Source organism: Flavobacterium sp. GNP002, from assembly GCF_054343795.1.
Window position 1 is genome coordinate 300864 of sequence record NZ_JBTGUW010000001.1, and the last position, 24311, is coordinate 325174.

The following is a 24311-nucleotide window of genomic DNA, read 5'->3' on the forward strand; positions in this document are numbered from 1 at the left end:
AATATTATTAATATTTAATCTAAATAAGTTTTGTCAAACCAAACTTGGGTTTTATATTTGCATCGTTATTTTTAATTATTCCAAATAAACAATCATGAAATATATTTTACTTCCAACTTTAACACTTTTATTCAGTATTTCTAGTTTCTCACAAGAATCAGCAATTACCTCTGATGATAAAAATTATGATGAAACTATTTCTTCAGAATTTGATACTATAAAAAACAAAAAAGGAGGAATACTTAAAGAAGTTATTATTACAGCCAATAAAGAGAAAAAGCCAGTTTCTGCATTGAGATCAGGTTTAAAACCAATGGATACTCCACAAAGTGTTCAAGTTATTGGAGCTGAGATTATAGCGCAACAACAAAGTATTCGTTTGAGTGAGGTTCTGAAAAATGCAAATGGTGTATATGTAGGTTCCGCACGTGGTGGCGCTCAGGAATCCTTTTACTCAAGAGGATATGATATGTCAGCCAATAACATGTTTAAAAATGGTTTTCGTTATAATGGAGGATCTATGCCTGAAGTTTCCTCTTTAGATAAAGTAGAATTCTTAAAAGGAAGTGCTGCTTTATTATTTGGAAATGTAGCTCCAGGAGGAATCTTAAATTTGGTTACCAAAACACCTTCTTTTAAAAGTGGTGGAGAAATCACCATGCAAGCAGGAAGTTTTGCTTACTTTAAACCATCGGTTGACTTTTATGGCCCTTTGAATAAACATATTGCATATCGTTTTACAGGTTCTTATGAAAACGCAGAAAGTTTTAGAGATGTAGTCAAAAATGAGCGTCTTTATGTAAATCCTTCTTTTCTTTTTAATGTAAGTGATAAAACTCAAATTACAGTACAAGGAGATTATTTGAAAAGCAATTGGACACCAGATTTTGGAACTGGAGTAATTGGAAAAGAAATTGTAGATGTACCTCGTAGTAACTATTATGGTGCGCTTTGGTCAAATGGAAAAACAATATCAGCAAGTGCTTCAGCATTACTTAACCACAGTTTTAATGACAATTGGAAATTAAATTTCAATGCTTCTTTTCAAAATTTCGATAGAGAATCAAAAGCTACAGAACGTATTGTAATATCACCAACAGCTAATCCTTATGGAAATTTCAATAGACCATTAGGACAAAACAAGGGTACTGAACAAATTTTTGGAGATCAATTAAGCCTACAAGGAAACTTCAAGACCGGAAAAATAAAACACCAATTATTTACAGGGGTAGATTTTGAAAACTCTTTCGCACAAGCGTATACGTTTGCCTTTAGTTCCGCCAATTATGATACAGTAAATATATTTACTTTCGACCCTACAACGCAGAGAATGGACGAACCAAACTCTACACTTACTCGAGTAGTAAATACTGATACAAACCGTTTTGGAGTTTATGCACAAGATTTAATTTCATTCACAGAGCAAATTAAGCTTTTAGCAGGTATTCGTTGGTCTTGGCAAGAATCAGAAGTAATCAACAACAGCTTGACAACTCAAGTTCCAATTCGTAAAGATGAGGCATTCTCTCCAAAATTTGGATTAGTATACCAACCTACAAAAGAGATGTCTTTGTTTGCAAGCTACTCAAACTCATTTACACCAAATACGGGAACAACAGTTGATTTAAAACCAATAAAACCTTCGATTATTGACCAATATGAAGCAGGTATTAAAAAAGATTTCTGGAGAGGTATTTTGAGTACAAATATTACTGCGTACCAAATCACAAACAGCAATTTGGCACAAACAGCAGAATTTAAAGCGGATGGATCAAACAATACTGATACGACTATAAAAGTCTTGAACGGAGAAACTACAAGCAAAGGAATTGAAATTGACATTACAGCCAGACCAACTGAAGGCTTAAACATCATCGCTGGTTATAGTTACAACGATATGCGTTATACCAAAACATCCGGATTAAACGGAAGCACTATAGAAGGAGATCGTGTGGTAAGAACTCCTGCTAATACTGCTAATTTAAGCTTTTTCTATACCTTGCCTACAGGAGCTTTAAAAGGTGTTTCTTTTGGAGCAATAGGAAATTATATTGGTGACCGTCTTGGAGGTTGGAACAATCTAGTTGTAATTAATCCCACTACTGGTGTTCAAACCATTAATGACAGAGAAATTCCAATGAGTGGTTATACTACAATCGATGTATCGGCAGGTTACACTTGGAAAAAAATCTCAATCTTATGTAGGTTGTCAAACATTACAAATGAGTTGAATTATACGGTACACGAAAACTACAGTATCAATCCTATTGCACCACGTCAAATATTGACCAGTTTAAAATATAAATTCTAAAACCTACATTTGGTTTTATTTCATCTAAATCTTTTTCTGCCAATTTCATTTTTTTGAAAAGCAGAAAAAGTTTTTGCTATTTTAACGACCTAAAAAAGAGTATTTTGCAAAAAATAAAAATTATGAAAAAAATCAAATTCAGAAATTTACACCGCGATCTAGGCTATTTTTATATTGGACTCATTGTATCATTTGCCTTCTCTGGGCTTTTGATGAACCACAGAGATGCTTGGCATCCTGAAAAATATACTACTGAAACAAAAGCAATTGTAGTAAAATTGCCTGAAGAAGATAAAATCAATGAAAAATTTTCTGAAGATTTAGGAAAACAATTGGGCATTGATGATAAAATAAGGCGTTACACGGTGAAGAAAGAAGAGTTTAAAATTTCTTTTGAAAACCACGATGTCGAAATTGATATGAAAACCGGAAAAGGAGAAATTATATCTTTTGTAAAAACACCAATCATCAGCCAAGCGATGAAATTGCATAAAAACACTTCAAATTTCTGGATTTATTATTCTGATATTTTTGCAATAAGTTTAATCATCATCGCTTTGACAGGAACAATAATGATCAAAGCCGGAAAATTCAGTTGGAAAAACAGAGGTTGGAAGCTGGCAGTTGCCGGAGTTCTATTCCCTTTAATTTTCTTATTTTTATTGGGATAAAATCCAATTCAAAACATAAAATTCAAAAACCTCGTTTAGAAATAAACGGGGTTTTCTACTTTTTACAAAATCGCCATTTTTTCCCTATATTTGATACTATTAATTGATACATAATGACTTAACAAATTTTAAATTATAAAAAAAACATCTATTTTATTTGGAGCTTTATTAATCATGGTATTTTCATCATGTAAAAATGAGAAAAAAAAGGAAGAAGCACGTTTACCTGAACAGTATGATTTGGAAGATTTTTACAATACTAAATCGATAAGTGCATCAGGGTTTAATAACGATGAAACTAAAATTCTAATAAACAATAATACAACTGGAATCTACAATGCGTATGAGTTATCCATCGCTGATACTACTGCTATAGCATTGACAAAATCTACTAAAGAAAGCATTTACACTGTCGATTATTTACCTGGAAGTTCTAAATTCATTTATTCGGCTGATGAAGGAGGAAATGAAAATTCTCATTTATTCCTGATGGATCGTAAAAGTAATAATCCAAAAGATATTACTCCTTGGGCAAATAGCGCCAATAGTTTCAATGGCTGGAGCCAAGACAAAAAAAGTATGTATATAAATAGTAACAAGCGAGACGTAAAGTATTTTGATATTTTAAAATTAGACACTCTAACTTGGAAACCTACAATTTTATACCAAAACGAATCCGGTTTAACCCCATCTGTAATTAGTAAAACGGAACGCTATATAGCACTTACCAAAGAAATTACTACAGATAAAAACGAAATGTATTTATACGATAGTAAAACCAAAACAACTAAACGTCTCAGTAACGACAAAGAAGCCAACTGGAGTCCGATGGCTTTTGAAAAAAATGACAGCATTTTTTATTATACCAGTAATGAAGATAAAGAATTTAGTTCGTTACTCAAATACAATATCAATACCGGAAAATCAGAAGAAATATTCAAAGATAAATGGGATATAATGTATATGTCTTTAAGCGAAAAGGAAAAATATCATATTATTTTTGTGAACAGTGACGGAAAAAACAAAGTACTCCTTTTTGACCACGCTACCGGAAAACCGCTAAAATTACCTAACTTTGACGATGGTGATGTCATAAATGTAATCATTTCCAATAGTGAAAATAAATTATTGCTGACAGTAGGAAGCAGTACGAGCTCGCCAAACTTATATCTTTATGATATTCCTACCAAAAAACTAAAACAACTGACTTCCACTCTGAGTAAAAAAATTAATCAGGACGACCTTGCAAAAGCTGAAGTGATTCGTTTCAAATCTTTTGATGGGAAAGAAATTCCGGCTATTTATTATAAGCCTTTACAAGCTTCTAAAAACAATAAAGTTCCTGCATTAATCTGGGTACACGGAGGACCTGGTGGACAAAGCCGCATTGGATATTCAAACACCATACAATATCTTGTTAATAAAGGATATGCAGTTCTAGCAGTAAACAATCGTGGTAGTAGTGGCTATGGAAAAACATTTTACAAAATGGACAATAAAGATCATAGTAACGGAGATCTAAAAGACTGTATTTGGGGCAAAAAATGGCTAACTGAACAGGATTATATAGATCCAAATGCTATTGGTATTTATGGTGGAAGCTATGGTGGATGTATGGTTTTAGGCGCATTAGCATTTCATCCCGAAGAATTTAAAGTAGGTATAGATTTATTTGGCGTTGCAAATTGGCCCAGAACATTAAAGAGTATTCCTCCTTATTGGGAATCATTCCGTAAAGCATTATATGACGAAATGGGAGATCCTTATACTGCTGATAGTGTTCGATTGAAGAAAATATCACCATTATACAATTACAATAAAATAAACAAGCCGTTACTTGTTTTCCAAGGAGCCAATGATGTAAGGGTATTGCCTATAGAAAGTGATGAAATTGTGGAAGGAGTAAAGAAAAATGGAGTCCCTGTTCAATATGTAGTATATCCAGATGAAGGACATGGATTTCAAAAAAAGGAAAACCAAATTGCCACAACAAAAACAACCTTACTATTCTTGGATAAATACCTAAAATCAAAGAAATAGAAATAATTAAATTAAAAAAAATCCATCTCATTTATAACGAGATGGATTTTTTTTAATACAAACCTTTGAGTTTATCATTATAAAGTTCAATATTAAACGGAAACTTAGTGAATTATAACCCATTTCATTAAGTCAATATTGAAGCTGCGAGACATTGTATAAAAAGCTTACTTTATTTGAATTCCGTTTTTTTCAAGTAATTCAAAAAGAGCAATACTATGATTTGGTTCATATTTCTCTACACCACTTTGATACCATTTTTCTATCAAATTCATCTGATGCGAAGTATAACCCTCCGTATCAATGCTTAAACCCAGTAAACCCGACAGAAGAAAATCTTCCAGAACTTTATTATTAACAATGCATTGTGGAATTCCATCACTAATGCATCCGTTCATCCTTTCATAATCTGATCTTCCAGAATCAAATCCAGCAATAAAAGCTTCATTCCTTTTTGCATAATTAAATTCCAGAAATGGATTCAAACCAATTGAGTATCCTTCAAAATAATGTTGTCTATAAGCCGGACTAAATATTTTTTTCATTTCTTTATCGATGTGGTATTTGATAATTATTCAGCAAACATATTAACAATATATCAGTAAATCCATAAAAATCGTTTAAAGGAAGAAATACCCTTTAAATCACAATACAAGTGACGTTTATCGATTAAAAATTGTCAAATTACAATGAAACACAACTATTCTATTTTTCACCAAAAACAAATTATGTATTTCATTTTTCAACAAAAAAATCCCATTCACCGCGGCGAATGGGATTTCAAATTTTATAAATGTCTAATCCTTATTTCAATCCGGCCAAACTATGCTCGATAGTTTCAATTTTAGATAAGGCATCGGCTTCTTTTTGTCTTTCGTTTGCCAAAACTTTCTCTGGCGCACCAGCCACAAATTTCTCATTTGCCAGTTTATTTTGAACCGATTTTAAGAAACCTTGTGTATACACTAACTCAGCGGTTAGTTTAGCAATTTCCTCTTCTACATTGATATTTCCTGTTATTGGGATGAAATACTCATTCGATTTTACACGGAAAGACAATGCTCCTTCTACTTTATCCGTAACATATTCTAACGACGTGATATTCCCTAATTTGGTCACAACCGTATCAAAATAAGTTGAAACTTTATCATTGTTTACCACTTTCAATTCGATTGTGTCTTTAAACGGAATATTCTTGTCTTTACGAATCGTTCTAATTCCAGAAATCACTTCAATTGTATTTTCAAAATCAGCAATTAAAGCTGAGTTAAAAGGTTTCATTTCAGGCCAAGTCGAAACGATTAATGCTTCTTCTGTAGTTCTTTCAGCAAGAATTTGCCAAATTTCCTCGGTCAAGAACGGCATAAACGGATGCAATAATTTCAGGTTGTTTTCCAGCATTTCTATGGCTTTCGCCAAAGTTACGCTGTCAATTGGCTGTTGGTATGCCGGTTTTATCATTTCGAGAAACCAAGAACAGAAATCATCCCAAACCAATTTGTAAATTGCCATCAACGCATCGGAAATTCTGTATTTCTCGAAATTATCTTCGATTTCTAGAAGTGTTTGTTGCAATTTGGCTTCATACCATTCAATCGCCACTTTAGATGATTCAGGTTGCGGAATGGCATCCGAAACTTCCCAACCTTTTATCAGTTTGAATGCATTCCAAATTTTATTAGTAAACGCTTTTCCTTGATTACACAACTCTTCATCAAACATGATATCATTTCCTGCAGATGCGCTCAAAAGCAATCCCACGCGAACTCCATCAGCACCAAATTTTTCAATCAAGTCCAAAGGATCTGGAGAATTCCCTAATGATTTAGACATTTTGCGTCTTTGTTTATCACGAACCAAACCAGTCAAATACACGTTTGTAAACGGTTTTTTATCAGTGTATTCATAACCTGCAATAATCATTCTCGCTACCCAGAAAAATAAAATATCCGGACCCGTTACTAAATCATTCGTAGGATAATAGTATTTGAAATCTTCGCTTTCTGGATCCATAATTCCTCCAAAAACAGACATTGGCCACAGCCAAGAAGAAAACCAAGTATCTAAGGCATCAACATCTTGCTTTAAATCTTTTGTTTCAAGTTTAAGGTTTAAAGTTTTCTCTTTCGCTAACTTTAAGGCGTCTTCAATGTTTTCAGCAACTACAAAATCTTCTTTCCCATCACCATAGAAATACGCAGGAATTTGTTGTCCCCACCACAATTGACGCGAAATATTCCAATCGCGGATATTATTTAACCAATGCGCGTACGTATTATTAAAACGTGCTGGATGCAATTTGATTTCTCCGTCTTCCAAAACCGATTTAATAGCTGGTTTTACCAAATCTTCCATTTTCAAGAACCATTGGTCTGATAAACGAGGTTCGATTACGGCTTTTGTTCTTTCAGAAGTACCTACTTTATTCAAGTGTGTTTCTGTTTTAGCTAAAGCACCAATTGTTTCTAATTCTTTGGCAATTGCCTCGCGAACCACAAAACGATCTTGTCCTTGGAAGTGCAATCCAAAACTATTTAAAGTTGCATCTTCGTTGAAAATATCAATAATCTCCAAATTGTGCTTTTCTCCCAATGCCTTGTCATTCATATCGTGCGCCGGAGTCACTTTTAAACAACCTGTTCCAAATTCGATATCTACATATTCATCTTCGATTATTGGAATTACTCTTCCGCAAATAGGTACAATTGCTTTTTTGCCTTTCAAATGAGCAAAACGTTCATCATTTGGATTAATACAAATAGCTGTATCACCAAAAATAGTTTCCGGACGCGTTGTTGCAATCGTCAGAAAGTCTTCACTCCCATCAATTTTATATTTTAGGAAATATAACTTTCCTTGTTGTTCTTCATAAATTACTTCTTCATCAGAAAGAGTCGTTTTAGCCTCCGGATCCCAGTTTACCATACGGTATCCTCTATAAATCAATCCTTTGTTGTACAAATCTACAAAAGAACGAATTACCGAAGCTGACATATCAGGATCCATTGTAAACTTGGTTCTTTCCCAATCGCAAGAAGCGCCCAACTTTTTCAATTGGTCTAGAATTACGCCTCCGTATTTATCAGTCCATTCCCAAGCATGAGCCAAAAATTCTTCGCGTGTTAAATCATTTTTATTGATTCCTTCGGCTTTTAATTTCGCAACTACCTTAGCTTCAGTAGCAATAGAAGCGTGATCTGTTCCTGGAACCCAACAAGCATTGAATCCTTTAAGACGCGCTCTTCTGATTAATACATCCTGAATAGTATTATTCAACATATGTCCCATGTGCAAAACTCCAGTAACATTAGGTGGAGGAATTACTATGGTATATGGTGTTCTATGATCTGGTTCTGAGTGAAAATAATTATTCTTCATCCAGTAGTCATACCACTTATTTTCAATGGTTTTAGCGTCAAATTGTGCAGGAATTGTCATAAAAAGCAACTGTTAAAACCAAAATTAAACTTTGGTCTGATATTTGTAATTCTAATTGGGAACAAAAGTAAATAATTAAGTACACTATAAAAAGAGAAATAAAAATTTGTACGTTAATTAAAAGAAAGTAAATTTACTAAATGAATTTAAATATAAGAAAATGAAAAAAACAATAGCTTTATTCGCATTCGCATTAATCAGCAGTATCGGTTTTGCTCAGAATGGTCCAAAAATTGAATTTGCAGCTAAAGACAATACAATTGATTATGGAAAGGTTACTAAGAATGAAAATGGCTCTCGTGATTTTATCTTTACAAATACAGGTAATGCTCCATTAATTATCACTAATGTATTGTCTACTTGTGGCTGCACGGTTCCTACAAAACCCGATGAACCAATTATGCCAGGGAAAACAGGGAAAATAACTGTGAAATATAACATGGCTCCAGGACCAATCCGAAAAACGATAACTGTTGAGTCAAATGCAGTAAACTATGAAGGTGGAAGAGTTGCTCTGAAAATTAAAGGAGAAGTTATTTCTAATTAATTTAAGAATCAAAAATAAATTGAAAACGCTTTTGGATACTATTTCCAAAAGCGTTTTTTGTTTATAAAATATTGTACAATTGAAATCTGAATTTTAAGATTTCGCTTTTACGTTCTATTTCTAGAGTAATCCATTTTTCTTCTTCCTCCTTAAAAAGAGCATTAATTTCTTGCAATGAAAGTTTATGAAGGGGATTATTATTAATCAAAATGATTATATCCCCTTTTTGTAATCCTGCGTTAGCTGCGGGAGAATTTTGCCTAACATAGGCAATCTCATAAATAGGTTTTAATTGGAATTTATATTTAAAGTCATCCATAAATACTTTTACATCACCGGACTCATTAAATTTTTTAGATAACGGAACCGTTTCCATTCGTACAGTTTCCTGAACCCACTGTAATCCTTTCTGTTGTATTTCGACTCCACTCTTATTGTAGCTAAAAGGAGCACTATAATCACTATTCTTTTTTAAATATATTTGGTTATTTTGGTAATCAAAAACAACTGCAAACCGCTTCATAATCTCCCCTCCTACAGATCCTTTCCTATCTGGCACCATATTTACATTCCTAATTGATATAGAATCTGGAAAGGCCACCACAGGATTATTAAATTCAAAATCTCCCATCTCAAATTTTTTAATTATGGCTCTTTTACCTTTTACATCACCACTAAAACCTCTTCCCAAGAAATCTTCAAAATTTTTAGCTGGAACTTTAATCAATTCTGATTGATCTTGAAACAACCATATTGCATCGCTGTTTCCTATATCTATCAATAATTTTACAGGAATTTCTTTATTATCCTGAACCACTGTGCTTTTCAAATAGGGCTTGGATTTTTCTACGGAAATAGGAATTGTTTTGTAACTTTTTTCAATTTTTTTTCGATTTTTATCATTGTCTTTGTAAACTATAACTCTCTTTTTCCTGTAATTAACTTCTACTAAATTATTTCGAAAAAAATGATATCCAATAATTCCGTTAACCGGAATCCCAACATGTGACGATAAATTAAATTCAGGGTCCAAAATAATATAAAGTATATGATTACTATACTTCATACTATTAAATTCTAAAATATTATTTGTGGATTTTAATCCTTCAACAGCCTCTTGACTTCCTAATCCTTTAAGTAATATTTTTTCGGCATTAAAAAAACGAACTTCTTTTTTATCTTCTAAACTAAATAATATAGTTTCGGCAACACCTGTATCCAATAAAAAATTTAATTCTATTCCATTTACTTTGATAGGCACAAAAACTAAATTATTAATCAATTTAAAAGGGACGGTAATTTTATTCACTTTTTTTTCAAACTGAAATCCTTGTTGTGCAACAACAGGGCAAATAAACAGGTAAATGAGAATAATAACTATTATTTTTTTCATTGTTAATCTTTTACATAAAAATACTAAATAAATCATATCAAAAATGCAGATTTAACAATATATACGCACATTGATTATGATAAATTCGAAAAAAAAATTGCAAATTTGCAATTCAATAATTAAGACTATGCCAAAAATATCAAACAAAGGCAAACAAATGCCGGAATCGCCAATACGAAAATTAGTTCCATACTCAGAAATAGCGAAGAAAAAAGGACATAAAGTATTCCATTTAAACATTGGTCAACCGGATATTAAAACTCCTGAAGTTGCCATGAATGCAGTTAAAAATATTGATTTAACTATCCTGGAATACAGTCATTCTGCTGGAAATGAAAGCTATAGAAAAAAACTTTCTGCCTATTATATCAATCAAGGGATTTCAGTAAATATTGAAGACATCATTATTACAACTGGTGGATCAGAAGCGCTTATGTTTGCGATGGGAAGCACTATGGACCAAGGAGATGAAATCATTATCCCAGAACCATTTTATGCTAATTACAATGGTTTTTCAACAGCGTCAGGCGTTACTGTTGTTCCTGTAATTTCGACTATTGAAACTGGTTTTGCTTTACCAGCTGTAGAAGATTTTGAAAAACTGATTACTCCAAAAACGAAAGCTATCCTTATTTGCAACCCCGGAAATCCAACGGGATATTTATATTCGAAAGAAGAAATTATGCAACTGGCAGCTTTAGTCAAAAAACATGATTTGTTCTTGATTTCTGATGAAGTATATCGTGAGTTTACGTATGATGGTGACATCCATTATTCAGTAATGAATGTTCCGGAACTTGAAGAACACGCTATAATGATTGATTCGGTTTCTAAGAGATACAGTATGTGTGGCGCAAGAATAGGATGTATTGTTTCTAAAAACAAGGAAGTGATGGCTACCGCTATGAAATTTGCACAAGCTAGATTAAGTCCTCCTACTATTGAACAGATTGCAAGTGAAGCAGCTCTTGATACTCCAAAAAGTTATTTTGATGAAGTAATTTCAGAATATAGAGAACGTAGAGATACTTTAATAAATGAGTTGAATAAAATTGAAGGTGTTATAGTATCAAAACCAAAAGGTGCTTTTTATTGTATTGCACAACTTCCTGTTGAAAATGCTGATAATTTTGCACAATGGCTTTTAGAAAGCTATGATTTAAATGGTGAAACTGTAATGGTAGCACCCGCAGCAGGCTTTTATTCTACTCCAGGAATGGGATTAAATCAGGTTCGAATCGCTTATGTTTTGAAGAAAGCTGACTTAATTAGCGCAGTGAGAATCTTAAAAGCAGCAATTCCTGTTTATAATGCATCCTTAACAAAATCATAATTAAACAAGAAATTTTACATTTACCACTAAAGTAAATTGACTTCTATATATAAAGGCAATAACGAACTCGTTATTGCCTTTCTTTTTACTTCTAAAAAAAGAAATGATAAAGGCTTATAGAAACCGATAAAGTAGTCTTAAATAGTGGGAACGATAGAAATTCTTAAATTTTTATTATTTATCTTTACCGCTTAAATATTTATACCAACAATAATAGTTGCTTTTAATGATAAAAAACGAAGAATTTCAAGACGAAATAGGAGATAATCATGTTAGTTTATCCGCAAAAAATCCAGTAAGAGATGATGCTTTTGACATTTCTGATGATGATAAAATTGAAAAAATAAAAAAAGATGTTGAGAGCATTCTAATTACACTTGGAATGGACTTAACGGATGATAGTTTGAAAGGCACACCCAATCGTGTTGCAAAAATGTTTGTGAAGGAAATTTTTGGAGGTTTAAATCCGGCTAAAAAACCAAAAGCATCTACATTTGATAATAATTATAAATACGGTGAAATGTTAGTTGAAAAAAACATCATCGTATATTCTACCTGCGAACATCACTTATTACCCATTATAGGAAGAGCACATGTGGCTTATATTTCTAATGGAACCGTAATTGGATTATCTAAAATGAATCGTATTGTTGAATATTATGCCAAAAGACCCCAGGTTCAAGAGCGTTTGACTATGCAAATTGTTCAGGAATTACAAATCGCATTGGGTACAGAAGATGTAGCTTGCGTGATTGATGCTAAGCATCTTTGCGTTAATTCAAGAGGAATCAGTGATATAGAAAGCAGTACTGTCACATCTGAATTTGGCGGGAAATTTAAAGATGCAGTAACTCGCAGAGAGTTTTTGGATTATATTAAATTAGAGACAAAGTTCTAAAATAGAAATAAATTTCATAGTACCGACAAGCCCTAGCCCTGATGGAAGCGATATCCTTTTTATGGCTTTTTTCGCCATAAAAAGATTAAGCGTACAGCAGGAATAAGCTCCTAAAAAATAGAAAATGCCATTATATAGTAGCCAAAATCTAAAAATATACAATTCTCTTTCGGGAGAAAAAGAAGCATTCACACCCATTCACGAAGGAAATGTAGGAATGTACGTTTGTGGACCTACGGTTTACAGCAATGTGCATCTTGGAAACGTGCGTACTTTTATGTCTTTTGACGTAATTTTCAGGTATTTTTTACATTTGGATTACAAAGTGCGTTACGTTAGAAACATTACGGATGTTGGGCATATTGTAGATGATGTGGACGAAGGTGAAGATAAAATTGCCAAAAAAGCACGTCTGGAGCAATTGGAACCAATGGAAGTTGTACAGCGTTACACTGTAGATTTTCATGATATATTGAATGAATTTAACTTTTTGCCACCAAGTATTGAACCAACGGCAACGGGCCATATTATTGAGCAAATTGAAATAATCAAAACTATTATTGACAAAGGAATTGGCTATGAAGCGAATGGATCCGTTTATTTTGATGTGGTAAAATTCAATGAAACCAATCATTACGGACGATTAAGTGGTCGTAACATTGAGGATATGCTTGCCAATACCCGTGATCTAGACGGACAAAGTGACAAGAGAAATCCACAGGATTTTGCACTTTGGAAAAAAGCAGAAGCCCAACATATCATGCGTTGGCCTTCACCATGGAGTGATGGATTCCCAGGATGGCATCTTGAATGCACTGCAATGAGCACCAAATACTTGGGCAATCATTTTGATATTCACGGCGGCGGAATGGATTTAAAATTCCCGCATCATGAGTGTGAAATTGCTCAAAACGAAGCTTGTACCGGTCAAACTCCTGTTAATTATTGGTTACATGCCAATATGCTGACTTTGAACGGTAAAAAAATGGCTAAATCTACGGGAAATAACATTTTACCGCGAGAAATATTGACTGGTGACAACACCATTTTGAGTAAAGCCTTTTCAGCATCGGTAGCACGATTTTTTATGTTACAAGCGCATTACAGAAGTATTCTTGATTTTTCTGACGATGCTATTGTAGCTGCAGAAAAAGGGTACAAACGATTAATGGAAGCTATGAATACGTTTAAGGATATCACTGCTGACACAAAAAGCACTATTGCTATTCCGGCATGGAAACAATTATGTTACGATGCCATGAATGATGATTTTAATACGCCAATTTTAATTGCTCAGTTATTTGAAGGTGTCCGTTTTATCAATCTATTGAAAGACGGAAAAGAAACCTTGAATGCTGAGGACTTGAAATCTTTTGAAAAAGCAATGAACAGTTTTGTTTTTGAAGTACTAGGATTGGAAGATGAAAAAGTTTCGGATAGCAGTAATGACAAATTAGAAGGAACTGTAAACATGCTTATTGAAATGAGAAAACAAGCTCGTGACAATAAGAATTTTGCATTATCAGACCAAATTAGGGATCAATTGATTGCATTGGGAATTCAGTTGAAAGACGGAAAAGAAGGAACTACTTTTAGCATTTAGTTTTCCATATCAAGTTGCAGATTAATACCGTGAAATAATTTTGATTAACAAAAATGAAGTTTTAAATTTTAATACTAAAGTCATGTTGTCAAAAATAATTGTTTACCCTTTTTTGCTATTGGTTCGGTTTTATCAAGTTGCTATTTCCCCTTTTACACCTGCAGCTTGTAGATTTGAACCTACTTGCTCTTCGTATATGATTGAAGCATTACAAACCCATGGCTTATTTTATGGTGGATTTTTAGGAATGAAACGTATTTTGAGTTGTAATCCTTGGGGGAAAACGGGTTACGATCCTGTTCCCAAAAAAGTATGTAATCATAAACATTAACTTTTTTTAAATACGAAATTTTACTTTAAATCTTTATTTTTACGACTAATAAACAAATTTAACACTAAATGACACACGCTTTAAACATCGTTTGGAATCCATCAGAAGGAATCGATTTAGGCTTTTTTATCATTAGATATTACAGCTTAATGTTTGTAATTGCTTTTGGATTAGGCTGGTACATCATGAAACATATATTTGAACGTGAAGGAGAATCTATAGAAAAATTAGATTCTTTGTTTATCTGGACTGTACTTGCCACTTTGATAGGTGCTCGTTTAGGACACGTTTTCTTTTATGATTGGGAATATTACCGCAATCATTTATTGGAAATCATTTTGCCTTTCCGTTTTTCTCCAAATTTTGAATTTACCGGTTACCAAGGTTTAGCGAGTCATGGCGCAGCTATTTCTATAATAATTGCCATGTATTTTTACAGTAAAAACATCTTGAAAAGACCACAAATGTGGATTTTAGACCGAGTGGTAATTCCTGTAGCCAGTGGAGCTATTTTTGTTAGATTAGGAAATTTTTTCAATTCGGAAATTATAGGTCATGAGACCACCTCTTCATTTGGAATAAAATTCATCAAAGATCATTTCAGCCCAATGGATGCCGTAAACGCAACACAAAAAGCGAATCCTAAAGATGCCTATACAGCAATAGCAACCGACCCAAAATTTGCCTCATTGCTGGAGCAAGTTCCAGTAAAACACCCTACTCAATTGTACGAAGCATTTTGCTACGTTTTTGTTTTTGCAATTTTATTTTTCTTGTATTGGAAAACTGAAAAAAGAAAACATACCGGATTTATTTTTGGAGCATTCCTAGTTCTCTTGTTCACAGTTCGTTTTATTGTAGAATCAGTTAAAGAAAGTCAAGGAGGATTTGAAAGTGCTTTAGGTTTGTTTTCAACTGGACAATGGCTTAGTATTCCATTTATTCTGATAGGATTGTATTTCATTTTTACAGCCGATAAAGAATTAACGAATTAAAACAAAATTCTCACTTATACAAAAAGCGTTACCTACATCCAGTAGTTAACGCTTTTTTTACAGCGGTATTGAAATCCCAAACTCAATATTTTTAGTATTGTAACCCGAACTAGTTTTTTGCAATCCTGCATTTGATATTTGGTCTTATATCGAAAGTCACCTTGTATACTTTAATAGTAAATCCTATCGCTAAAACACCCACAAAAGCAAAACCTTTGGATAAAAGTTCTGTTTCGGTGTCGGTAATCATTGGTCCAACGCTCCCAAAAAATTATATACTGGATGATTTAAGCACACGTTTCCTGACCAGAAAACCAGCATTTAACACACATTCACTAATATTCTTTAACTTTGTAAATTGTTTCCGTTTAGCCAAATAATCTGGATCATCAGGTACAAAAAATACAAATTTGTCAATTGATGTGTGGCGAAATTAAGTTCCGGCTGAAGTAAAAACTCATAACTAAAATTCCTTGTTGCTTTTACTTTATAAAATAGTTGCACCTTGAAATACTCATTTGTATAGGTGTAATTTCTATTCTTAAATTCATTTCTCAATCCGTATGCAAAGCCAAATTCAAATTTACCGTGTCTGTCTTGCGCATAGAATAGAATTGAACTACAAATAAGAATTGCAATAAGAAGTCATTTCTTATAGATACATTTAGATTTAAAACTCCTCTACTCTTTGTTACCAATTGTTAAATTACAAATAAAAATCAATATTGGATTATAGCAGAAAAAAAAGAGATTCAACTTTCGTTGAATCTCTTTTAAAATATCATGGAAAAGAGTTTACTCTTCTAAATGAGATTTTTCTACCTTATTTTTATCTTCTTTAGATATTGTATCCACAAGTACTGGAGTTGCAATAAACAATGAAGAATAAGTTCCTACGATAATACCTACTAACATAGCGAAAATAAATCCTCTGATAGATTCCCCACCAAAAACGAACATGATTAATAAAACCACAATCATAGTTAATGAAGTATTGATTGTTCTGGACATTGTTGTATTAATTGACTGATTTACAATGTCTGAGAAGGACCCTTTAGTTTTACCTGCTAAAAACTCTCTCACCCTATCAAATACAATAACGGTATCATTCATCGAATATCCAATAACAGTAAGAATCGCAGCGATAAAATGCTGATCGATTTCCATACCAAAAGGCATGAATTTGTAGCATAAAGAGTAAATACCTAATACAAATATAACATCATGTGCAATTGCTGCAATAGCTCCTAAACTGTATTGCCATTTTCTGTAACTGATCATTAAATATAAAAATACAATAGCCATCGCTCCAAGAACCGCCCAATATGCATTAGTCTTAATGTCCTCTGCTACGGTTGGACCAACTTTAGAAGCTTGTAAAACTCCTAATTTTTTTCCATCATAAGAATTTACAAACTTATCATAAGTCATGTCTGCTGAAAAATGCTGTTTTAAAGTAGCAAACAACAATTTATTTACTTCTTCATCTGCTTTAATTCCTGGCTCTTGAACTTTGTATTTTGTTGTTATCTTTAATTGATTATCATTCCCAAAAACTTTTACTTCAGCACTTCCATCAAAAACTTTAGCTAATTCCGCTTTTACAGTTTCTGTTTCAATTGGTTTTTCAAAACGTACTTGGAATGTTCTTCCTCCTACAAAATCAACTCCTTCATCCAGACCATTTGTTGCTAATGAAATAACACTAATAATAACAACTATACTAGAGAACAGATAAGTCCATTTTTTCACTCCTAAGAAATCAAAATGAAAGTTATTAAACATATTCTTAGAGAAATTTGTAACAAACGTCAAATCATTCTTTTTGCTTATGTTCCAATCAATGAAGATTCGTGCAATAAAGATTGAAGTAAATAATGACGTTACGATACCAATTAATAAGGTAGTAGCAAAACCTTTGATTGGTCCTGAACCAAAAATAAACAATACTGCTCCAGTTAAAATATGTGTAACATTCGCATCAGTGATAGATGACATTGCACCTCTCCAACTGTATGAAGTTTTAACAGCTTCTTCCAGTGTTTTACCCGCACGCAATTCTTCTTTTGCTCTTTCGTAAATAATGATATTCGCATCAACTGCTGTTCCCATTGTTAAAACGATACCGGCAATACCTGGCAATGTAAGAACTGCTCCTATACTTGCTAAAATTCCGAATAAGAAAAGTAAGTTAACCGCTAATGCAACATTAGCATACCAACCTGCTTTACCATAATAAATCATCATCCAAAGTGATACTAAAAGTAATCCTATCAAAGCAGAGTTAGTACCGTTATCAATTGCTTCTTGACCTAAGGATGGACCTACCACTTCTGATTGAACAATATCTGCAGCAGCAGGAAGTTTACCTGCTCTTAACACATTCGCTAAATCTTTAGTTTCTGTAATATCAAAAGCTCCAGAAATTTCAGATCTACCACCTGAAATAGGACCTGTAGAAACTCCCGGTGCAGAATAAACCACATCATCAAGAACTATAGCTATATTACTTTTTTGAGTATACGCTCTACCTGTTAATTCTTCCCAAGCTTTTGCACCTTGACCGTTCATTTGCATAGAAACTGCCGGTTTACCTGATTGGTCAAATGTATCGCTAGCATCTGTAACCACACCACCACTCATTGAAGGTACATTGTCTCTGTTTCCTTTTAAAGCATATAATTCTACAGCATCAATATCTTTTGCTTTAGCATCTTTAATTATCATTGGCTTACCCCAAACGAATTTTGCATAACGTTGGTCTCCTGACAATAACACTCTAATATCAGCTCTTTTCAAATATCCATTTACTACAGCAGTATCTTTTGGAGAGAAAAGCCCTAAAACTGGACCTCCACCTTGACCAATAATTTTATCAAACAAAGGATTTTCTCCTTTTTTAGTAGCCGTTGAATCTTTAGTATCCGTAAGCAAAGCACTTAAAGAATCTTTTACAACTGGTTTTACTTCAGTAATTTTGATTTCAGTTTTTTTCAATGACTCATTAGCAGCCATTAAAAAGTTACCAATTTCGTCAATTTTATAAGTTTCCCAAAACTGCAATTGAGCTGTACTTGATAATAATTTTTTAGCACGATCCACATCTTTTGCACCAGGAAGTTCAACAAGAATTTGACCTGAATTTCCTAATTTTTGAATATTAGGTTGTGTTACACCAAATTGATCGATACGTTTTCTTAAAACGCCAAAAGCACTTTCTACAGATTCATCAACTTTTCTTTTGATTACTTTTTTAACTTCTGAATCTGTCATTTGGAAATCAACACCACCTTCACCTTGCAAACTTCTGTTTGCGAAAATATCAGGAGACGCTAATTTTACAGTTCCTTTTGAATTTGCTTCAAAAGCATCAAAAAACTTATCTAAATACGATTTATTCCCTTGTACATCTGCAGTGGCATCAGCCAAAGACTTATTGAAAACTGGGTTTTTAGAATTATTCGATAATCCTTTTAAAATGTCTTTTACAGATATTTGAAGTATAACATTGATACCACCTTCTAAGTCAAGACCTTTATTGATTTGTTTGTCACTAACTTCATTGAATGTAAAATCGGTAAAACCAAGATTAAATACTTTTTCTTTACCAATAGAATCTAAATATTTTACTTCTTTTTCAGGATTTCCACCTGCAAAAGATTTTGCATCACTTTTTACTTTGCTTGCGACAAAAGTGAAAGAAAGTTGGTAAATACTTACCAATGCAAATAGAATTGCGAAAAATTTAATAAGTCCTTTATTCTGCATTATTACTAAAAATTAATTATTTTTTATTTATTTATTTTTGCTTTAAACCTTATAGAATAAGACTTGACATCGATTTTTTAAATTCAAAAAAGAATATCTCGAACTACATCATTTTTTTAAACCGAGCAAATATATAATTAACGTTAAGATTAACCAATTTATTTATTAATTAATCTCAAGAAAAAGACTGCATATTAGCAGTCTTCCTTATTATATATGTAATTTTTTATGCTAAAATCGATTTTAAAGCATCATTCATTTGTCTAACAGCATCTGCACTTTTAGCAAACAAGGCTTTTTCTTGTTCATTGAGGTTAATATCAAGAATTTCTTCCACTCCATTTTTACCAATAATACAAGGAACTCCAATACAGATATCATCTTGACCGTATTCTCCTTCAACAAAAACAGAACAAGCAATCATTTTCTTTTGATCATTCAAAATACTATCAACCAAGAAAGCAACTGAAGCTCCTGGAGCATACCAAGCTGATGTTCCTAAAAGCCCCGTAAGTGTAGCTCCACCAACCATAGTATCTGCAGCTACTTTTTGCAATTCTTCTTCCGATAGAAATTGAGAAACCGGAATTCCATTATAAGAAGCCAATCTTGTTAAAGGAATCATAGTAGTATCACCATGCCCACCGATAACCATCGCTGAAATATCATTAGCCGGTTTGTCTAAAGCTAAAGACAAATACGTTCTGAAACGTGAGCTGTCTAATGCTCCTCCCATACCTATTATTCTGTTTTTTGGTAATCCAGTAGATTTCAATGCTAAATAAGTCATTGTATCCATAGGATTAGAAACTACAACTATTATAGTATCCGGAGAATGTTTCAATACATTTTCAGCAACCGTTTTCACAATTCCCGCATTAATACCTATTAATTCTTCACGAGTCATTCCTGGTTTTCTTGGAATCCCTGATGTAATAACAACTACATCACTTCCAGCGGTTTTAGAATAATCATTGGTAACGCCTGATACTTTGGTATTAAAACCCGTATTAGTAGCGCATTGCATAATATCCAAAGCTTTACCTTCAGCAAAACCTTCTCTGATATCTAACAACACTACTTCGCTGGCAATTCCTCTATAAGAAATCACATCTGCACAAGTTGCACCTACATTTCCTGCTCCTACAATTGTAACTTTCATATTTTAAAGTTTATTCGGTTATTAGTTAATTTCTGTGGTTAATCGTTTATTTGTTATTAAGCATCAATATTTGCATAGACTGCATTTTTCTCAATAAATTCTCTTCGTGGTGGTACTTCGTCACCCATTAACATAGAGAATACTCTATCGGCTTCCGCCAAACTGTCAATAGTTACCTGACGCAAAGTTCTGAAACTTGGATCCATTGTGGTTTCCCATAATTGCTCCGCGTTCATCTCTCCAAGACCTTTATAACGTTGAATTCCTGCGCTTCCGCCCATTCTTTCATTCGCTTGATCACGTTGTACGTCATTCCAAGCGTATTCTTTCTTGTTTCCTTTTTTAACTAAATATAAAGGTGGTGCTGCAATATATACGTGACCTTCTTCGATTAATTCTTTCATAAATCTAAAGAAGAATGTTAAGATTAAAGTAGAAATGTGACTACCATCGACATCGGCATCACACATAATAATTACTTTATGGTAGCGTAATTTTTCAATATTTAAGGCTTTACTATCTTCGGCAGTTCCTATTGTAACTCCAAGAGCAGTAAATATATTTCGAATCTCTTCGTTTTCAAAAACCTTGTGATGCATTGCTTTTTCTACGTTCAAAATCTTACCACGTAATGGCAAAATAGCTTGAAAAGCACGATCACGACCTTGTTTTGCAGTTCCACCTGCCGAATCTCCCTCGACAAGATACACTTCACATTTTGCAGGATCTTGTTCAGAACAATCTGATAATTTTCCTGGCAATCCACCGCCACCCATTACGGTTTTGCGCTGAACCATTTCACGTGCTTTTTTGGCTGCGTGACGCGCTTGTGCTGCTAGAATTACTTTTTGAACAATGATACGGGCATCATTTGGATTTTCTTCCAAATAATTCTCAATCATCTCACTCACCGCTTGACTTACCGGAGAAACAACTTCTCTGTTTCCAAGTTTCGTTTTAGTTTGTCCTTCAAATTGTGGTTCAGCAACTTTTACCGAAATAATAGCTGTTAACCCTTCACGGAAGTCATCACCAGAAATATCAAATTTCAGTTTATCTAACATTCCCGAAGCATCTGCATATTTCTTTAACGATCTCGTAAGACCTGTTCTGAAACCTTGCAAGTGCGTTCCTCCTTCGTGTGTATTTATATTATTTACGTAAGAGAAAATATTCTCTGTATAACTTGTATTGTAAATTAATGCAACCTCAACCGGAATTTCTCCTTTTTCATGATCCATAGAAATAACGTGCGCAATAATTGGCTCACGATTTCCATCTAAATAACGGATGTATTCTTTTAAACCTTCATCAGAATGAAAAATTTCAGAAACAAAATTACCGTCTTTATCTAATTCTCTTTTGTCTGTAAAAGTAATTGTGATTCCTTTATTCAAATAAGACAATTCACGCATACGAGCAGATAAAGTATCATAAGAATACTCTATTGTTTGCGTAAATATGCTTGGATCCGGGTAAAAAGTAACGATTGTTCCTCTTTTAGACGTTTCTCCAATTTGTTTAACCGGATACAACGCTTTTCCTTTTTCATACTCTTGTTCATACACTTTTCCATCACTACTGTGAACGGTAGCTCTCAAATGATTCGACAAAGCATTTACTACAGAAACCCCAACACCGTGAAGTCCTCCAGAAACTTTATAAGAATCTTTATCAAACTTACCTCCGGCACCAATCTTAGTCATTACAACTTCCAATGCCGAAACACCTTCTTTTTTATGAATACCAACTGGAATACCACGTCCATTATCTTCAACAGAAATAGACCCATCTTCATTTATATCGACTCTGATGGTATCACAATGGCCTCCCATTGCCTCATCAATAGAGTTATCTACAACCTCATAAACTAAGTGGTGTAGTCCTCGAACACCTACATCTCCAATATACATCGATGGACGCATTCTTACGTGCTCCATTCCCTCTAATGCCTGAATACTATCCGCTGAATAATTGTCCTTCTTGATTTCTTCGCTCATATATTTTATTCTAAAAAAATGTAATTTTTGTCTAACACGCAAATATATAAAAACGCAAATTATATAACCGTTAAAATCCCTTTTTAAGCTCTTAAGTTATTAACATTTGTTCATATAACCACAAAAAAAAACGCTCTCAAAATCGAGAGCGTTTTCTATTTATGCAAAATCAAATTAATATTTTAAACTGTAACTCCTGTTTTAGCAATTTCAGTATCTGCCTGAACATGCGCTGCATTAGCTCTTCCGCTTGGATCTAGGTTTTCTTGCCATTTTGGAATCCATTTCCTAACTGTTTGCGCGGCACTTACTTGCGGATAATATTTATTAAATATAGATCTGTAAAAATAAGCTTCTTTAGTTGCAGGAGAATTGTATGGGAATTCTCCTGCTGCTCCGGCTAATTGCTCATCCGTAACTTGCGTTGCACAATATTCAATCAATTGATCAATCCAGTTGTATCCTACTCCATCAGAAAATTGTTCTTTTTGTCTCCATAAAACTTCCTCCGGAAGATATGGATTGCCTGGAGTATCAAATGCCTTTCTTAGAATGTATTTTTCCTTTCCATCGTACGTTTTAGGCATCTTCTCTTCTGCTTTGATGCGAACGGCTATATCTAAGAAAGCTTTGTCTAAAAACGGAACTCTAGTCTCTAAACCATGTGCCATAGTCGATTTATCTGCTCTTAATAAATCGGCAGTAAATAATTTCTGCACTCTTTCGATAGTTTCCTTTTGAAAATCCTCTGCCGAAGGTGCATTTCTAAAATACAAATATCCACCAAAGATTTCATCAGCTCCTTCGCCTGAAAGCACCACCTTTACACCCAAATCCGTAATCGCTTTCGACAAGAAATACATAGGTGTACTTGCTCGTACCGAAGTCACATCATAGGTTTCTAAATGCCAGATTAGTTTGTCTAAAATTTTAATTCCTTCTTCGACAGTAAAATGAATTTCATGATGCTCTGTTCCTAAATACTCAGCAACTTTTCTGGCAGCGACCGCATCAGGTGCATCAGCGTTCAAACCAATTGAAAATGATTTTAATTTCTGGCCACTTTCTGCCAATAAACGAGAAGCAATTGCTGAAGTCAATGAGGAATCTAATCCTCCAGAAAGTAACACACCAATGGGCACATCGCTCATTAATCGTTTACGAGTCGCTTCAGTTAACGTTTCTCTGATTAACTCCAAATCTAATTCTTGATCGGCTTTTAAATAATCTTCATATTCCGGTTTGTAATATTTTACAAAACCTGTTTTTTGAGTATAAAAATGTCCCGGAGGAAAAGTAGAAAATGTTTTGCATTGATCTGCAATAGGTTTCATTTCAGAGGAGAAATAGATTCTTCCTCTTTCGTCCAAACCATAATACAACGGCTTTACTCCCATTGGGTCTCTACCAGCAATAAAATCATCACCATCCACCACCACAAAAGCCCAATCTCCATCAAGCATATTGCAAAAATCGTAACCAAACTCTTCATACAAATGCACAATAACCTCTGAATCAGATTTCGTTCTAAAAGTATGATCTTTCAAAACACCATCCCTCAATTCCTGATGATTGTATATTTCGCCATTATGAACCATGTAGGCCGTTTTTGTGCCTTGTATTGGTTGTTTTCCGGAATGCAAATCGATTATCGATAAACGTTCGTGACTTAAAATATGCCCTTTTTCCGTAACATGTAAATCACTTTCATCCGGACCACGATGAGACATTCTCTTTGAAAGTTCTCCAACTAATTGTTCATCTTTTGCTCTTCCTATAATGGCTAATATTCCGCACATAAAACTATATTTTTATTTTTTT

Annotated in this window: 16 protein-coding genes; 9 read left to right on the forward strand and 7 right to left on the reverse strand. The window is 33.5% G+C overall.

All coding sequences use genetic code 11. The features are described 5' to 3' along the window. Window positions 1-94 precede the first annotated feature (94 nt). The 3 genes from ACXX80_RS01400 to ACXX80_RS01410 all read left to right on the forward strand — a co-directional run bounded on the left by ACXX80_RS01400 (window position 95) and on the right by ACXX80_RS01410 (window position 5022). Complete coding sequence (locus ACXX80_RS01400) at window positions 95-2311, forward strand: TonB-dependent siderophore receptor (RefSeq protein ID WP_458551699.1); 2217 nt, start codon at window positions 95-97, stop codon at window positions 2309-2311. A 122-nt stretch (window positions 2312-2433) separates the two neighbouring features. Then, the gene (locus ACXX80_RS01405; protein WP_458551700.1) at window positions 2434-2982 is read left to right on the forward strand and encodes a PepSY-associated TM helix domain-containing protein; all 549 of its coding nucleotides are present in this window, start codon (window positions 2434-2436) and stop codon (window positions 2980-2982) included. A 174-nt stretch (window positions 2983-3156) separates the two neighbouring features. Next, on the forward strand, window positions 3157-5022 hold the full coding sequence (locus ACXX80_RS01410) for a S9 family peptidase (RefSeq protein ID WP_458551701.1): 1866 nt from the start codon (window positions 3157-3159) through the stop codon (window positions 5020-5022). A 167-nt stretch (window positions 5023-5189) separates the two neighbouring features. Here the strand turns inward: ACXX80_RS01410 and ACXX80_RS01415 are convergent, their stop codons facing one another. Together ACXX80_RS01415 and ACXX80_RS01420 are read right to left on the reverse strand one after the other, a co-directional pair. Next, window positions 5190-5567, reverse strand: coding sequence for a hypothetical protein (locus ACXX80_RS01415; RefSeq protein ID WP_315207064.1), 378 nt, complete (start codon window positions 5565-5567; stop codon window positions 5190-5192). Between the two features lie 259 nt (window positions 5568-5826). After that, window positions 5827-8460: a valine--tRNA ligase gene (locus ACXX80_RS01420; RefSeq protein ID WP_458551702.1), complete on the reverse strand. Its 2634-nt coding sequence runs from the start codon at window positions 8458-8460 to the stop codon at window positions 5827-5829. A 160-nt stretch (window positions 8461-8620) separates the two neighbouring features. Between ACXX80_RS01420 and ACXX80_RS01425 the strand changes: the two genes are divergently transcribed. After that, complete coding sequence (locus ACXX80_RS01425) at window positions 8621-9007, forward strand: DUF1573 domain-containing protein (protein WP_099714653.1); 387 nt, start codon at window positions 8621-8623, stop codon at window positions 9005-9007. A gap of 61 nt (window positions 9008-9068) precedes the next feature. Here ACXX80_RS01425 and ACXX80_RS01430 read toward each other — a convergent pair whose 3' ends face one another. Beyond that, window positions 9069-10400 (reverse strand): PDZ domain-containing protein, encoded by a 1332-nt coding sequence (locus ACXX80_RS01430; protein ID WP_458551703.1) that lies wholly within the window; start codon window positions 10398-10400, stop codon window positions 9069-9071. Window positions 10401-10527: 127 nt separating this feature from the next. Between ACXX80_RS01430 and ACXX80_RS01435 the strand changes: the two genes are divergently transcribed. The 5 genes from ACXX80_RS01435 to lgt all read left to right on the forward strand — a co-directional run bounded on the left by ACXX80_RS01435 (window position 10528) and on the right by lgt (window position 15560). Further along, on the forward strand, window positions 10528-11733 hold the full coding sequence (locus tag ACXX80_RS01435) for a pyridoxal phosphate-dependent aminotransferase (RefSeq protein WP_458551704.1): 1206 nt from the start codon (window positions 10528-10530) through the stop codon (window positions 11731-11733). 226 nt (window positions 11734-11959) lie between these two features. Further along, entirely contained in the window at window positions 11960-12631 is a 672-nt protein-coding gene (gene folE, locus ACXX80_RS01440) for a GTP cyclohydrolase I FolE (protein WP_121364652.1), read from the forward strand. Window positions 12632-12755: 124 nt separating this feature from the next. Continuing rightward, entirely contained in the window at window positions 12756-14234 is a 1479-nt protein-coding gene (cysS, locus tag ACXX80_RS01445; RefSeq protein WP_458551705.1) for a cysteine--tRNA ligase, read from the forward strand. An 82-nt stretch (window positions 14235-14316) separates the two neighbouring features. Further along, entirely contained in the window at window positions 14317-14565 is a 249-nt protein-coding gene (gene yidD, locus ACXX80_RS01450; RefSeq protein WP_417950320.1) for a membrane protein insertion efficiency factor YidD, read from the forward strand. A gap of 68 nt (window positions 14566-14633) precedes the next feature. Further along, window positions 14634-15560 carry a prolipoprotein diacylglyceryl transferase gene (lgt, locus tag ACXX80_RS01455; RefSeq protein WP_458551706.1) on the forward strand — a complete coding sequence of 309 codons (927 nt, stop codon included), beginning with the start codon at window positions 14634-14636 and terminating at the stop codon, window positions 15558-15560. Window positions 15561-16355: 795 nt separating this feature from the next. On the opposite strand, the gene secDF is transcribed toward lgt, so the two are convergent. From secDF to asnB, 4 genes are all read right to left on the reverse strand, one after another. Next, the gene (secDF, locus tag ACXX80_RS01460) at window positions 16356-19328 is read right to left on the reverse strand and encodes a protein translocase subunit SecDF (protein WP_458551707.1); all 2973 of its coding nucleotides are present in this window, start codon (window positions 19326-19328) and stop codon (window positions 16356-16358) included. A gap of 226 nt (window positions 19329-19554) precedes the next feature. Continuing rightward, a complete protein-coding gene (mdh, locus tag ACXX80_RS01465; protein ID WP_315207099.1) occupies window positions 19555-20490 on the reverse strand; it encodes a malate dehydrogenase in 936 nt (311 codons plus the stop codon). Window positions 20491-20546: 56 nt separating this feature from the next. Then, on the reverse strand, window positions 20547-22490 hold the full coding sequence (gene gyrB / locus ACXX80_RS01470) for a DNA topoisomerase (ATP-hydrolyzing) subunit B (RefSeq protein ID WP_417950325.1): 1944 nt from the start codon (window positions 22488-22490) through the stop codon (window positions 20547-20549). Between the two features lie 182 nt (window positions 22491-22672). Then, window positions 22673-24289, reverse strand: coding sequence for an asparagine synthase B (gene asnB / locus ACXX80_RS01475; RefSeq protein WP_458551708.1), 1617 nt, complete (start codon window positions 24287-24289; stop codon window positions 22673-22675). Window positions 24290-24311: the final 22 nt, after the last annotated feature.